Source organism: Lachnoanaerobaculum sp. OBRC5-5 (genome assembly GCF_000296385.1).
GTDB lineage: Bacteria > Bacillota > Clostridia > Lachnospirales > Lachnospiraceae > Lachnoanaerobaculum.
Genome location: NZ_JH815185.1, coordinates 2,526,339 through 2,541,079, shown reverse-complemented (window position 1 = coordinate 2,541,079; position 14,741 = coordinate 2,526,339). Strand labels below are relative to the sequence as shown.

At 37.1% G+C, this 14,741-nt stretch carries 14 protein-coding genes; 1 reads left to right on the top strand and 13 read right to left on the bottom strand.

Annotated elements, in window-relative coordinates:
- Nucleotides 1–53 precede the first annotated feature (53 nt).
- From HMPREF1135_RS11740 to HMPREF1135_RS11695, 10 genes are all read right to left on the bottom strand, one after another.
- Nucleotides 54–2,018 carry an FtsX-like permease family protein gene (locus tag HMPREF1135_RS11740; RefSeq protein WP_007595441.1) on the bottom strand — a complete coding sequence of 655 codons (1,965 nt, stop codon included), beginning with the start codon at nucleotides 2,016–2,018 and terminating at the stop codon, nucleotides 54–56.
- The gene (locus HMPREF1135_RS11735) at nucleotides 2,015–2,773 is read right to left on the bottom strand and encodes an ABC transporter ATP-binding protein (RefSeq protein WP_007595439.1); all 759 of its coding nucleotides are present in this window, start codon (nucleotides 2,771–2,773) and stop codon (nucleotides 2,015–2,017) included. Before HMPREF1135_RS11735 ends, HMPREF1135_RS11740 begins: the two co-directional genes overlap by 4 nt.
- A 120-nt stretch (nucleotides 2,774–2,893) precedes the next feature.
- The gene (locus HMPREF1135_RS11730) at nucleotides 2,894–3,787 is read right to left on the bottom strand and encodes a sensor histidine kinase (RefSeq protein ID WP_007595437.1); all 894 of its coding nucleotides are present in this window, start codon (nucleotides 3,785–3,787) and stop codon (nucleotides 2,894–2,896) included.
- 2 nt (nucleotides 3,788–3,789) lie between these two features.
- Complete coding sequence (locus HMPREF1135_RS11725; RefSeq protein ID WP_007595435.1) at nucleotides 3,790–4,461, bottom strand: response regulator transcription factor; 672 nt, start codon at nucleotides 4,459–4,461, stop codon at nucleotides 3,790–3,792.
- Nucleotides 4,462–4,465: 4 nt separating this feature from the next.
- A complete protein-coding gene (yihA, locus tag HMPREF1135_RS11720; protein ID WP_007595433.1) occupies nucleotides 4,466–5,062 on the bottom strand; it encodes a ribosome biogenesis GTP-binding protein YihA/YsxC in 597 nt (198 codons plus the stop codon).
- Nucleotides 5,063–5,100: 38 nt separating this feature from the next.
- On the bottom strand, nucleotides 5,101–7,395 hold the full coding sequence (gene lon, locus HMPREF1135_RS11715) for an endopeptidase La (RefSeq protein WP_007595431.1): 2,295 nt from the start codon (nucleotides 7,393–7,395) through the stop codon (nucleotides 5,101–5,103).
- Nucleotides 7,396–7,446: 51 nt separating this feature from the next.
- Complete coding sequence (gene clpX, locus HMPREF1135_RS11710) at nucleotides 7,447–8,730, bottom strand: ATP-dependent Clp protease ATP-binding subunit ClpX (protein WP_007595428.1); 1,284 nt, start codon at nucleotides 8,728–8,730, stop codon at nucleotides 7,447–7,449.
- A gap of 9 nt (nucleotides 8,731–8,739) precedes the next feature.
- A complete protein-coding gene (clpP, locus tag HMPREF1135_RS11705) occupies nucleotides 8,740–9,321 on the bottom strand; it encodes an ATP-dependent Clp endopeptidase proteolytic subunit ClpP (protein WP_007595427.1) in 582 nt (193 codons plus the stop codon).
- Nucleotides 9,322–9,404: 83 nt separating this feature from the next.
- Nucleotides 9,405–10,691, bottom strand: a complete 1,287-nt coding sequence (gene tig, locus HMPREF1135_RS11700) for a trigger factor (RefSeq protein WP_007595425.1) — start codon at nucleotides 10,689–10,691, stop codon at nucleotides 9,405–9,407.
- A gap of 108 nt (nucleotides 10,692–10,799) precedes the next feature.
- Nucleotides 10,800–11,309 carry a hypothetical protein gene (locus HMPREF1135_RS11695; RefSeq protein WP_007595424.1) on the bottom strand — a complete coding sequence of 170 codons (510 nt, stop codon included), beginning with the start codon at nucleotides 11,307–11,309 and terminating at the stop codon, nucleotides 10,800–10,802.
- A 217-nt stretch (nucleotides 11,310–11,526) separates the two neighbouring features.
- Here HMPREF1135_RS11695 and HMPREF1135_RS11690 point away from each other — a divergent pair, with 217 nt between their 5' ends.
- On the top strand, nucleotides 11,527–12,000 hold the full coding sequence (locus HMPREF1135_RS11690) for a CYTH domain-containing protein (RefSeq protein WP_007595422.1): 474 nt from the start codon (nucleotides 11,527–11,529) through the stop codon (nucleotides 11,998–12,000).
- Between the two features lie 48 nt (nucleotides 12,001–12,048).
- Here the strand turns inward: HMPREF1135_RS11690 and HMPREF1135_RS11685 are convergent, their stop codons facing one another.
- From HMPREF1135_RS11685 to HMPREF1135_RS11675, 3 genes are read right to left on the bottom strand one after another with little or no spacing between them, the layout of a single operon-like run.
- Complete coding sequence (locus tag HMPREF1135_RS11685; RefSeq protein WP_007595420.1) at nucleotides 12,049–13,251, bottom strand: iron-containing alcohol dehydrogenase; 1,203 nt, start codon at nucleotides 13,249–13,251, stop codon at nucleotides 12,049–12,051.
- Nucleotides 13,252–13,259: 8 nt separating this feature from the next.
- Nucleotides 13,260–14,246: a TRAP transporter substrate-binding protein gene (locus HMPREF1135_RS11680; protein ID WP_007595418.1), complete on the bottom strand. Its 987-nt coding sequence runs from the start codon at nucleotides 14,244–14,246 to the stop codon at nucleotides 13,260–13,262.
- Complete coding sequence (locus tag HMPREF1135_RS11675; RefSeq protein WP_007595417.1) at nucleotides 14,243–14,710, bottom strand: YcxB family protein; 468 nt, start codon at nucleotides 14,708–14,710, stop codon at nucleotides 14,243–14,245. The genes HMPREF1135_RS11680 and HMPREF1135_RS11675 overlap by 4 nt, the downstream gene beginning before the upstream one ends.
- Between the last annotated feature and the right edge of the window lie 31 nt (nucleotides 14,711–14,741).

Genomic DNA, 14,741 nt, shown 5'->3' with positions numbered 1-14,741 from the left:
TATTATCTAAATTTATTATGATTCTTATATTTAAATATTTAATGTACTTAAATTTATCTGACTATATTCGTATAAACTTTTGATGTGAGTTTAAAAATAACAAAGTAAATAAGTGCAAATATTAACAGCACATCCCCAAAGCATATCATATACAGTAAAGCGTCCGATACTCCAAACAACCCCAAAAGTCTGAAGATAATCTTTGACGCCACAATACAATGAATAGCTGCTACAATAAGAGGTCCGTAAAACATCAGGCAGATTTGAGAATCGGTGGTTTTCTTTATCAAATCATCTGAAAGCCCCAGCTTTTTCATAATCTGATACTTTTCTCTGTCCTCATAGCCTTCACTGATCTGCTTATAGTAAGTAATCAAAACAGTTCCTGTAAGGAAGATAATGCCTATCAATACCCCAAGGAATAAAAATCCTCCGTTTATCTCATACTGATTGTGTATCATCTCACTACGACTGCTTACATCATACACACTTCTGCCAGCACCTGTAAGCTGATTCTTTATGCCGTCTTTAAGCTTTACCAATGTATCCTCATATTCCTTATCATCTACTCCGTCTACATCCCAATATACACTGCAATTTATATCCAAACCGTCCAAAGCCTCTCTTAAAAATTCCAGAGTAGCCATATCCTTAACAACAATACTGTATCCTTCCACTCCTGAATATTCATAAGGAAATATACTGTCTATTTTTCTGACCTTAAAATCTCTGTCTCCTATTTTTAATGTATCACCGATTTTATTATTTTTATTATCTCCCAGTAAAATTTCTCCTTCATCAAGTTTAAAATTTTGATGCGTTCTCCCATTGTATCCGTCAAGGTCGCTTGCAATCAGAAATATAGGATCAGCTTTGCTGTCTCTTTGATATTCAGCTATTGTATCACCTGTCTTTACTGCAGCTGTAGTCATATCAAATATAGTGTACTCATCTTTAATCATTGACGCATCCGGTAAACTTGACTCCACAAGGCTTTGCAGTCTCTTTGCCATATCCTCATTGCTTATATTCTCACTTCCGGCTCCAATCCTGTATTCTCTCGGCATTACACTGTCCCCAAGCTTTATATAGTTTGAGTATATCGTTACCGTAGTGGACAGACTTATGATAACTCCGGCACTTAGAATAGATATGCTTGCAAGCGATATTGCATTGCCCTTCATTCTGTATAAAAGACCACTCACACTCAAAAATCGCTTCGGTGTATAAAAGCTTTTATTATTTCTTTGCGCTTTCAACATAAACACCGTAAAAGTTGCATATAAAAGGTAAGTCGCAAATATGGTTGCAAGCACCGCTACAAAGAAATAGTTAATAGATGAGAGCAATCCGCCTACAAACAGTGCAATACCATAACCTACCGCCAGCAGTAAAAATCCTGTAAGCATTATTATAATTCTTGACTTCTGTTCACCCTCACCTTTGTGAGTTCTTTGTAAAAGCTCCATTGGTGTGGACATATATATTCTAAGTCCGCTTCCGATAATAATAGTCAGATAGAGGATTGCTACCAAAACTGTAGTATCTATAAGTGCCGAAATGCTGAAAGGATAGTCCATCAGTCTTCCCGACACATCCTTCATTAAAAAGTTTAAAAACAAAAAGCAAAGCTGCCCGAATATATATCCGCCTACTATCCCTGCGAACCATATGATTGCAAACAGTATAAGAAATTCAATACTGATAATCTTACCTACATGTTTCTTCTCAAGCCCCAAGATGCCGTACAGTGCAAACTCCTTACTTCTCCTTTTTAACCAAAAGGCTGCCGCGTACTGTACAAATATAAATGTAAATATTGCCAGAATAACTATTCCGAAGTTTATAAGCGTCGGCAAAACCACATGTCTTGTTTTTACATAATTGTTGTTTACCAAGCTTGCCGTTATATTAAAAAGTATCAGCATCACGCCTGATGACAGTACAAACGGAATCTCAAGCAATTTATTTGCTTTAAGGTTTTGAAGAGCAAACTTTTTTGCCATTGAAAAACTCATACTTTCTTACCTCTTCCAAGCATAAACTCAGCCTGACTTATTCTTTCCATAAAAAGATTTCGACTCTCATCCTCACCTCTGTAGATTTCATGGAAAACAACTCCGTCACGAATAAATAATACTCTCTTTGCATAGGCTGCCGCACGGAGCGAATGTGTTACAAGTAAAACCGTCTGTCCTTCTTCATTTATTTGATGAAATAGATTCAAAATCATCTCTGAAGATGTGGAATCCAGTGCCCCTGTCGGTTCATCTGCCAAAAGCAGTGCCGGTTTTGTAATAATCGCTCTGGCAATTGCTACTCTCTGTTTTTGTCCACCCGATATTTCATAAGGGTATTTATCCAAAATTTCCCTTATATCAAGTCTGTCCTGTATCTCATCAAGTCTTTCTTTCATCAAATCCGGCTTTTCATCAGACAATACCAAGGGCAGGTAAATATTTTCTCTGTTATTAAACTGATCCAAAAGATTAAAGTCCTGAAATACAAAACCCAATTCTTTTCTCCGAAATATCGATATATCACTTGTTTTTAATGTTCCGATATCATTACCGTTTAACATTAAAGTACCCGTAGTGGCTTTATCCAATGTTGCAATAATATTTAAAAGCGTGGTTTTGCCTGCTCCCGACTCACCCATTATAGAAATAAACTCTCCCTTTTCCACAGAGAAGTTCACACCTTTTAATGCCTCGGTAGTGACATTCTTTGTCTTATACAGCTTTTTTATATTCTTACATTCCAATATTGTCATTTCTTTCCTCCTTTATATTGCCTATTCTACATCCGCAGAAAAATTTCTGCATTTATCTAATATGACAAAATCCGGTTTAATCTTACAATCTTGTAAGCTTAGACCGAATTTTAAATAAAATTATCTGTTTTTAAATATAAAGGAGAACTCACTGCCTACATTAAGCTCCGATTTTACTTCTATTTCAATATTCAAAATTTCAGCTGTCTTTCCTACCATATAAAGTCCGAGACCGCTTGATTTTTCATTTATTCTGCCGTTAAATCCCGAATAACCCCTGTCAAAGATTTTTTTGATATCCTTTGAAGGAATTCCTATTCCGGTATCTTTTATACTTAACTTTGAAAGTTCCTTATCATAGAATATGCTTATACTGCCATGCTTTGTGTATTTGAGGGCATTTGAAATAATCTGCTCCAAAAGTATGGAAAGCCATTTTGCATCACTTACTACTCTTTCACCGGTTTTTATATATTCAAGTTTTATCTTCTTTTCAATAAATATAAGAGAATACTTCTTTATAACACTGTTTAATACCTCATCCAGATTCACTTCACATATATCCATATCCGTACTTCTGTCTTTCAGCTTTAAATAGTTCATAGCCATATTTGTGTATTCCTCTATATAAAATATCTGCTCTTTAAGCCTTTTATCAGCTCCCGATTTATCCAAAATAAGATTGCAGACTGTGATAGGCGTTTTGATTTGATGTATCCAGAGTAAAAAATACTCTTCCAAATCCTTTCTTTCATCAATTATCTTATTTCTGAGAGTATTATTTTCAATTTGAAGCCTTTCAAATTCCTCCGACATTTTTTCTCTCTTTACATAAGATATCCACTCTATGATAAGAAAAACAAACATGCAAAATAATATAAGCTCAAGACTTAAGATAAAATATTTCATATCAAAATTTGCAAATAAAAATACCCCTCCAAATATTAAACATACATATAGAAGGGTAATAAAAATACGATATTCACTTTTTAAAAAAGACCATAATCTGTCCATATCTACCTCACAAGATAATATCCCATACCTTTTTTAGTCTGTATAAATTCTTTATATCCGACATTATCAAGTTTCTTTCTAAGCCTTGTAATATTTACCGCCAAAGTATTGTCATCTATAAAATCATCACCCTGCCAACAGTGATTCATAATGTCCTCTCTTCTTACTATATGCCCCTTGGCATTAAACAGGGCTTCAAGTATAAGAAGCTCCGTCTTTGTAAGGTCTATATCAAAGTTTTCACCGGTAAGCTTTGCCCTTAAAGTATCCAGACTTATTCCTTCAAATGTCAATTTATCGACCTGCATTGTATATTCATAAGTCCTTCTTAAAATTGCCTGTATTTTTACTCTGGTCAGGTTGATATCAATAGGCTTTGTAATATAGTCATCCGCTCCGAATTGCATTGCAGATACCATATCCATCGAATTATTGTGAGAAGATATGAAAATTATAGGCACATTTGAGTTTTCTCTGATTTTCTGCGTCCAGTAAAATCCGTTGTAGTATGGCAGGGTAATATCCATAAGTACAAGATCCGACTTAAACTCTTTTGCCTCTTCTGCCACATTATTAAAGTCTTTCACAGACATTGTTTCATATCCCCATGCTCTGAGTTCATCTCCCAAAAGTTCCACTATATTTTCATCATCTTCTACAATAAATATCTTCATTAAATTAAACCTGTTCTTCTGCCAAAAGATTTTCTATAAATTCATATACTTCTTCTCTGCCCTGCTTGGTCTGTGATGAGAAGGGTATAAGTACACCTTCTTTCGGTAATCCAAGTCCTTCTCTCACTATCTTCACACATTTAGCCACCTGACTTCTTTTTAACTTATCAAGCTTTGTAGCTATAATTACAGGCTGATATCCGTTATATACAATCCAGTCATACATCTGCTTATCATTTTTACCCGGCTCATGCCTTATATCTATCAGCAAAAATATACATCTTATCTGCTTTGAAGTATGGAGGTACTTTTCTATCATCTTACCCCATTTTTCCTTTGTGGCAAGGTTTGCATTGGCATAACCGTAACCCGGAAGGTCAACGAAATATAGATCATCATTTACTTTATAATAATTTATTGTCTGTGTCTTTCCGGGCTGACTTGATGTCCTTGCCAAAGATTTCCTGTTCATGAGAGAATTTATCAATGATGATTTTCCCACATTTGACTTACCTGCAAAGACTATTTCCGGATCTGTATTTTCAGGAAATGTACTGGTAATACCGCATACAGTCTCCAGCTCCGCTTTTTTTATTATCATAAGTACCTCTTTTATATTCTTTTATATTACGTCAAATTTTAATCTGTCAGCGCTACCTTTAGGACTTCTTTTATATCCTTGACATATACGATTTCCAAACCGCCTGTGATTTCTGCCGACAATTCGGATACATCCACTTCATTTTCCTTTGGAACGCATACCGTCTTTACTCCCGCAAGCTTGGCAGCCAAGAGCTTTTCTTTTAAACCGCCTATAGGAAGCACCTTGCCTCTTAGCGTTATCTCTCCGGTCATTGCCACATCGGCCCTCACTCTTTTTCCTGTGATAGCGGAAATGATTGCTGTGGTCATTGTCACTCCGGCACTTGGACCGTCCTTCGGTACGGCACCCTCAGGTATATGCAAATGTATGTCGTTCTTTTCAAAGAATCCTTCTTCTATATCATATTCCTTTGCCATACTTCTTACAAGGCTCTTTGAAATACCGGCACTCTCCTTCATTACATCGCCCATATTTCCGGTAAGTGTAAGCACTCCTTTTCCGGGCATTATATTTACTTCAATGCTAAGGGTATCTCCACCTACACTTGTCCATGCAAGGCCTGTAACCATTCCGACCTGCGGCTCTTTTTCAACCTCTTCATGTCTTACCTTTTCTTTTCCGAGGTATTTACCGATGTTTTTTTCTGTTATTTTAAAACTCTTTTTACCCTCAAGTGATTCTCTGGCACATTTTCTGCAGATATCCCCGATCCTTCTTGAAAGATTTCTGACTCCGGCCTCTCTTGTATAGTTGTGGATTATCTTCTTTATAGCCTTATCACTGAAATGAATTCCCTTATCCTTCATGCCGTTTGCTTCCACTTCCTTTGGAACAAGGTAACTCTTGGCAATATGATATTTTTCATTTTCAGTATATGAGCTGATTTCAATTATATCCATTCTGTCAAGAAGCGGTCTTGGAATAGTATCCAGAGTATTAGCCGTTGCTATAAATAAAACCTTAGACAAATCAAGAGGTATTTCAAGATATCTGTCTCTAAAGGTCTTATTTTGTTCTCCGTCAAGCACCTCCAAAAGTGCGGCTGATACATCACCCTTATAATCTTTTGAGCTTTTATCTATCTCATCCAGCAAAAGTAGAGGATTTGCAACTTTGGCATGCTTTATAGCTTCCACTATTCTTCCCGGCATAGCACCTACATAGGTTCTTCTATGTCCTCTGATTTCAGCCTCATCTCCCACTCCGCCAAGACTTATTCTTACATACTTTCTTCCAAGCGCCTTTGCAACGCTCTTTGCAATCGAGGTCTTACCTGTTCCCGGAGGTCCTACAAGGCAGAGTATAGGTGAATTTCCTGTCGGGTTTAATATTCTTACAGAGAGATATTCAAGAATTCTGTCCTTTACTTTTTCAAGTCCGTAATGGTCCTCATCCAAAATCTTTTTTGCTCGTATTATATCATTGAAATCTTCACTGTATACACCGAAAGGCATTTCAAAAACAGTGTCCAGATATGTTCTGATTACATTTCCCTCGGCACCGTTACTGCCGGCTGTATTAAGCCTGAAAATATCCTTTTTTATCTTCTCTTTATATTCATCAGCAAGCGCCAAGTTTTTAAGTTTCTCTTCGTACTCGTCGGAAACAGTCTCATAGCCGCTGTTTTTTGCCATTTCATTTTGGATTACCTTCAAATGCTCTCTGAGAATATAATCTCTTTGGTTCTTTGAAATATCCTTGTCTACTTCCGATTTTATTTTTTCCGCAATTTCTTTTCTGTCTATGGCCTCGCTCATAATCTCCATAAGCAGCATAGACTCTTCAACCGGTGTCTTTGCGGCATTTATGATCTTTTTCTTCTCATAATCAAGGTTTAGAGCAAGCCTTAGCCTGTCCAAAAGCTCAGGCAGATTATCGATAGCAAGCAATTCGTTTAAGATATGTTTTTTAAATCTCTCATTTACATCGCTATAGCCTCTCATTGTCAGCTGCAGACTGTTTAACATTCTGTCAAAGCCTTCATCCGACTGTATATACTCTTCTACTTCCGCCTCATATTCATTCTCGGCATAATTATTTAAAGAAATAAGCTTACCTCGTCTTAGCGCTCTTACTACAACTTCTATTACACCGTTATCTTTATTTTTTACACTCTCAACCTTTGCAATTACACCGTTAGTCTCGGTATATGCACTGTCTTTTCTCTCCTCTTCATTGTCCGCTTTATATCTTAAAATGAAAAGTTCTTCATCATTCTCATAAGCATCCAGCTGTGCCTTTATTATATTGCTGTCTGCAGATGAAAACCCTATCACCTCTCCCGGAAAGATGATTTGATTCCTTATCAATATTGTTTTTAATTTATTCATTTACACCCTAATATAATACCCCCGGTTGTTATCCGAGGGTAAAATTAAAAATTAAGCACTTTCGCTGTTTTCATTTGTGTCTTTTACTTTTTTTGTTCTTACAGATTTATCTCTGTACACAATATCAGGCTCTCCACCGTCAATTGTTTCTTTTGTAATAGTACAAATACCTATATTCGGATCTGAAGGTATTTCATACATCATATCCGTCATCACACCCTCAAGTATGGATCTTAGACCTCTGGCACCTATTTTTCTCTCAAGCGCAAGATTGGCCACTTCTTCAACCGCAGATTGATCAAACTCAAGTTTAACATCATCAAGCTCAAAGAGCTTTTGATACTGCTTTGTAATGGCATTCTTAGGCTTTGTCATTATCTGTACAAGCGCATCCTTATCAAGCATATCAAGTGATACTGTTACAGGTACACGACCTATAAACTCGGGTATAAGACCGAACTTGGTCAAGTCTCCCGGAAGTACCATCTTGAAAAGCTCGTCTATAGACTTTGAATTCTTCTCCACAACATCCGAATTAAATCCTATGCTGCCCTTTGAAAGTCTGTTTTCAACTATTTTCTCAAGTCCGTCAAATGCACCGCCGCATATGAACAGTATATTTGTAGTATCTATCTGGATAAGCTCCTGCTGTGGATGCTTTCTACCACCCTGCGGCGGTACCGAAGCCACACTACCCTCCAGTATTTTCAGTAAAGCCTGCTGTACACCCTCACCCGATACATCTCTGGTGATGGATACATTCTCAGACTTCTTTGTTATTTTGTCTATCTCATCTATATAAATGATTCCATATTCAGCTCTCTTGACATCACCGTCAGCTGCCTGAATAAGTTTAAGAAGAATATTTTCAACATCTTCTCCGACATATCCCGCCTCTGTAAGTGTTGTAGCGTCTGCTATAGCAAAAGGTACATTTAAAATCTTTGCAAGAGTCTGTGCCAAATATGTTTTACCCGAACCTGTAGGTCCAAGCATAAGTATATTACTCTTTTGAATCTCAACCTCTGAGCTTTTCTTTGATTTAATTCTCTTATAATGATTGTATACCGCTACGGACAATACCTTCTTGGCATCATCCTGTCCGATTACATAATCATCAAGGAAATTTTTGATTTCCTTAGGTTTTAAAAGATTTATTTCATTTGAAGCATCATAGTAGTCAGATACTCCGTCAAGTTCCTCTTCAAGTATTTCAGAACATAATTCTATACATTCATCACAAATATATACTCCGTTCGGACCTGAAAGAAGTCGTCTAACCTGATCGGATGTTTTTCCACAAAATGAGCAACATATTTTGTCCTTATTGGCCATGATACCTCCTTAGTGGTGTTCTATAACCTTATCTATGATTCCATAAGAAAGGGCTTCTTCGGCAGACATATAATTGTCTCTCTCAGTATCTCTTTCTATGACCTCTATCGGCTGATTTGTATTCTCCGCCAATATTTTATTTAATTTCTGTTTTGTCTTTAAAATTTGTTCCGCAACAATCTTTATATCGCTGGCCTGTCCCTGCGCACCTCCTGAAGGCTGGTGAATCATTATCTCGGCATTAGGAAGGGCATATCTTTTACCCTTTGTACCGCCTGCCAAAAGGAATGCACCCATGCTTGCAGCCATACCCATACATATGGTTGATACATCACATTTTACATATTGCATTGTATCATATATAGCCATACCTGCCACAACACTTCCGCCCGGGCTGTTTATATAAAGATTGATATCCTTTGTAGGATCTTCCGACTCAAGGAAAAGAATCTGTGCAACCACAAGACTTGCAGTAACATCATTTACCTCTTCTCCCAAGAAAATTATTCTATCCTTTAAAAGTCTTGAGTATATATCAAAGGCTCTCTCGCCTCTGCTTGTAGACTCAATGACTGTAGGTACTAAACTCATAACTCTCCTATCTTTAAGGATTTTTTAAAATCCTTTAATACTCCAATAAGCCAGCCTTATGGCTGACTTATTTTTAAATTGGTTTATACTAATTTAGCATTTTCTACTAAAAAGTCAATAGCTTTTTGAACTGCAAGATCATCAGTCATCTGCTTTCTCTCGTTCTCGCCAAAGAATCCTTTAATCTTTTCCAAGTCCATCTTATAGGAATCTGCTATCTTCTGAAGCTCTTCATCTATCTCAGCCTCACTTACGGTAATATTCTCAGCCTTTGCAACTTCCTCAAGTACAAGTCTTGTCTTAATCTGCTTTAATGCCTGAGGCTTGAACTGATTGTTTAAATCGGCCTTTGTCATACCTGTGATCTGAAGGTACTGATCAAGTGTAATACCCTGGCTCTCCATTCTTCTGCCATAGTCTGCCACAAGTCCTTCAACCTGTGCCTCAACCATAGGCTCAGGAATGTCCATAGTGGAAGTCTCAATCAACTTGTCCACAACAGCATTCTCATTCTCTGTAGCCGCTCTCTTTGCCTTAGCCTCTGAAAGCTGCTTCTTTAAATCTTCCTTGTACTCGGCCATTGTATCAAACTCGCTGATCTCGCTTGCGAAATCATCATCAAGCTCAGGAAGCTCTTTCTTCTTAATTTCCTTTACGGTACAAGCAAATACTGCAGCCTTACCTGCAAGGTCCTTCATCTGATAGTTCTCAGGGAAAGTGATATTTACATCAAAAGCCTCTCCGACATTGTGTCCGATAATCTGATCTTCAAATCCCGGAATAAATGCACCTGAACCGATAACAAGAGGATAATCCTCTCCCTTACCGCCGTCAAAAGGAACTCCATCAATGCTTCCCTCGAAATCAAGTGAAATATTGTCTCCGCTTTCTACAGCTCTTCCCTCAACAGTGATAAGTCTTGCATTCTTCTCCTGCTCGCTCTTTAATGCACTTGCTATATCATCGTCATTAACAACTTCGTCAGCCTTCTTTACTTCGATGCCCTTGTACTCACCGAGAGTTACTGCAGGCTTAACTGCAACCAATGCCTCGTATACGAAATCTTCGCCTTTTTTAGCATTCTTAATCTCTATCTGTGGTCTTGAAACGATCTCAAGCTCACTGTCTCTTACTGCGCTTGGATATGTTGCGTCAAGCATAAAGTCTATAGCATCAGGAATCAAATTCTCAGAACCGTACATCTTCTCAAAAACTTCCTGTGTAACATGTCCTTTTCTAAATCCCGGAACATTGAATTTATTTTTATTTCTCTTAAAGGAATCAGCTATAGCCTTATCAAATTCTTTAGCTTCTACTGTGACTGTAAGCTTTGCCATATTTTTTTCTAATTTTTGTACTTCTACGCTCATTAAAGTTTCTCCTTGTTTCATAAATGCCTAAAGAGGCATATCTAATTAACCATTATATCATAAAGATAAATCTCATACAACAGTCATTAAAAAGTTTTAGAATTAAAATTACTTATCGCATGTTACTACAAGGCAGCCTCTTGCGTAATCACTCTCCTTGTAAAGACTTAAAGGCATCACAAGAATATCCTCCACCCTGCTGCTATATTCCTTTACATAGCGCTCTCTATCCTCAGGATAATAATCATATATACCTGCCGAGTAAATATGTCCGCTCTGCAAATCCACTTCAAACTGTAAATTTTCTGTCTTTATATTTATATTTTTTCCTGCTGCGCCTACCGCCGTAGTTTCAAAAACACCCTCAAAGCTATGTTTACCGGCATCAAGCGCTACAACCTTTTCCAGACTCTCACCGGTAGTTGTATCAAAATGTGAAATATCATTTCCGTCAATCTTTAAATCTTTTCCATACAGATGTACAATGGCTCTGTCTCTATTCTCATTATTAAATTCATTAGCCTTTGCCTGTCTCTTTTTATTAAAGCTCATCATAATAACAAAGAGCACCGCCCAAACTACCACTACAATTGCAACAATTAAAAATGTATTATTCATAATTCCTCCAAAAAATTCCTACACTTTATATATTAAAGGCACGAATATTATAACAAATATGGCTTAAGTCTACAATATTTCTATGTCTGTTATATTTAAATATTTTCTTTAATTAGTACAAAAAATTATGTATACTGATTTTGAACCGGAACAGGCTTATAATTTAAGCATAAGTCAATTTATTAAACAGAATCAACTTATAATACGAAGGAGTACTATGGAAAATATAGAAATAGAAAGAAAATTTCTTGTAAAAGAAATGCCCGATAATCTTGATAACTATGAGAGGGTAGAAATGACTCAAGGGTATTTAAATACAAATCCCGTAGTCAGGATAAGAAAAGAAAATGATGATTATGTTCTTACTTATAAAGGAAGCGGATTGCTGTCACGAAGCGAATATAATCTTCCTCTGGACGAAGAATCTTTTAATCATCTGATTAAAAAATGTGACGGTATAATTATATCAAAAAGCAGATATAAAATTCCGCTAAAAAACAATCTCATAGCGGAGCTTGATATATTTAAAGGTGACCTTGACAGCCTCAAACTTGTAGAGGTGGAGTTTAACTCGGTTGAAGAAGCCGATAATTTCACCCCGCCTGAATGGTTCGGAGAAGATGTTACAACAGACGGCAGATACCACAACTCATATATATCCAAGTACGGATTACTTAAGTGGAGATACTGAAAAAAGGAAAAGAAGGCTTTATACAACTCCTAAAGCCTTCTTTTTACATTATCTTGCAGCCATATAGATATTATACATATCATTATAATCGAGTGATTTAAAACTTCCTATACTTCTTGATTTCTTGTAGGAACAGTTTATTGCCAAGTCCTCACAGTCTTTTTCACTTACCTCTCTGTTAAGAAGCTCATGTAAACTTACAGGCATTCCGACAGATTTGAAAAACTCAACAGTCTTTTCAATACCTATATCAGCCGCCTTTTTATCATCAGTCTCAACTACTCCATATACCTTTCTTGAAAAATTTGCAAATCGCTCTATATTTTCATTCTTTACATAGTTTGCCCAAGAAGCCCAAATCGCACTTAGAGTTGCACCATGTGTGGAGTCAAAGAGCGCTGAAAGAGCCATTCCAAGCTGATGGCATGACCAGTCACCGTCTCTTGGAGTATCACCTTTAGCTCCAAGACCTGTAAGACCAATATGTGATACACTTCCGCACCACATAACTTCACTCATAGCTTCATAGTCGGTTGGATTTTTTACAGCCTTCGGTCCGAATTTTATAATATCTCTAAAGAGTCCCTCAGCCATCTCATCAGTCAAATGGTTTCCCAGAATATTAGTAAAATATCTCTCAGATGTGTGCATGAAGATATCTGCCACACCGGCACCTATCTGATACTTAGGTAAAGAATATGTAAGCTCCGGATCCATTATCGCAAACTTACATCTGTTAAAATCAGTTGTAATTCCCTTCTTTATATGGCTTCCGGTTACATCATCGGTAAGTACGGCTGAGTCACTGGTCTCGGAACCCGCTGCGGCAATAGTCAAAACTGTACCTATCGGAAGAGATTTTTCCACCTTCTTTCTTTGAAAGAAAAACTCTTCTATATCGGTATCGGGACTTGCCACACCTATTGCAACAAACTTTGCGGTATCTATTACACTTCCGCCGCCTACCGCCAGTACAAACTCGGCTCCGAACTTTACGGCCTCCTTTGTCATCTCCTTTGCTTTACTTAAAAGCGGATTCGGCACCACACCTCCAAGTAAGAGTACATCTATACCTTCAGACTTTATCTTTTCTTCTACCAAATCAAGCAGACCGCTTTTCTTTGCACTGTTTCCGCCAAAGATAACTGCAACCTTCTTTACTCCGAACTCTTTTATTAAATTTCCTATGTCATTCCTTGTTCCTGCTCCGAAAACAATCCTTGTAGGTGAATAATAATTAAACTTTTGCATATACTACCTCACTTTTCATTTATTCTATTTATCAAGTCCATATAGTCCTTGCAGTATTTTTCATAAAGGGGCTCCAAGATTTTCTTGAAATTTGCTCTATCCTCACCTGATAAAGTATTTATCTCTATACCTTTATCGACAAGCTCCTTCTCATATATCTTTTCCTGTTTTGCCCAGATTTCTCTCTCATAAATACTGCTCTCTATGGCAGCCTCTTTTATAATTGCCCTGTCTTCTTCTGAAAGTTTACTCCATGTCACATCAGAGCAAAGTTGCATTTCCGGAACTCTGGTATGCTCATCCTTTGTGTAATATTTCGCATATTGATAATGCATTGCCGATATATAAGACGGAATATTATTCTCCGCACCGTCTATCACACCTCTTTCAAGAGAAGCGTAAACCAGACTGTACTCCTGTGCCACCGGCTCAGCTCCCAAAGCTCTAATCATATCCTTCATAAGGTCTGATTGTTGCACTCTGATTTTTAATCCCGACAGATCCGATATATCTTCTATCGGTCTTACATTGTTATAGAAGTTTCTCGCACCGGCAGTATAAAATGATAAAGGCTCAATGCCGGAACCCTCAAACTGTGCAAGGATTTCATCGCCTATCTCGCTGTAAAGTACATTCCACATATGCTCCTCATCCCTGTATAAATAAGGCATCTGCAAAACATTCAAAACCTCAATATCGTTTGAGAGCGGTGAAATAGATGCTCTGGTAAAATCAATTCCTCCAAACTTCAGCTGTTTTATAACACTCAGCTCGTCTCCAAGCTTTCCGTCATATACTACTTCTATTACTATTCTCCCCTTGCTCTTTTCCTCTACAAGTCTTGCAAATTCAAATGCTCCCAGTGTAGTCGGATAATCCTTCGGGTGGTTTTCCGCATATGTAAAAACATACTCGGTAGCCGGATTTTTTCTCACGCATGAAGTATTAATAATCATAACGGAAATGATAAAAAACCATATCAGTTTTCTTTTCATCTTTTTATTTTTCCCAAAATATCATTAAATATTTTTTTGTAATCTTTACCTACAATTCTCTTTGTCAGAATATATCCGTTTGTATTGTCGGTGAAAATTATAAGCATACCCGGAAATCTCTTTCCGGCTTTGACTCTACTCCAGTCAATATACTCGTGCTTACCCTCCACCTCTACGGTTATTCCTTTTTCACCAATTTCAAGTGTCAGTTCCTTAAGAGTATTTACATTCCCTCTCGCCCTGTTATACATCATAAAAGGTTGAAAGAGCACGAAGAAAAGTACGGCAAAGACAAGTATTGCTCTGAGAAAATTATTGGCTTCATGCCATCTTGAAATTATAAGCGCAAGCATTGCAAACGTAAAAATAATATTCACGATTCCCGCAAGTGAAGAATATAGAAAAAAGAAAGACAACTTAAACAACTCAAAAGCTGTATTCTTGTAGTGAAATTTGTAATTCATAGGGCCTCCATGTATTAGTGTTGTATAACTA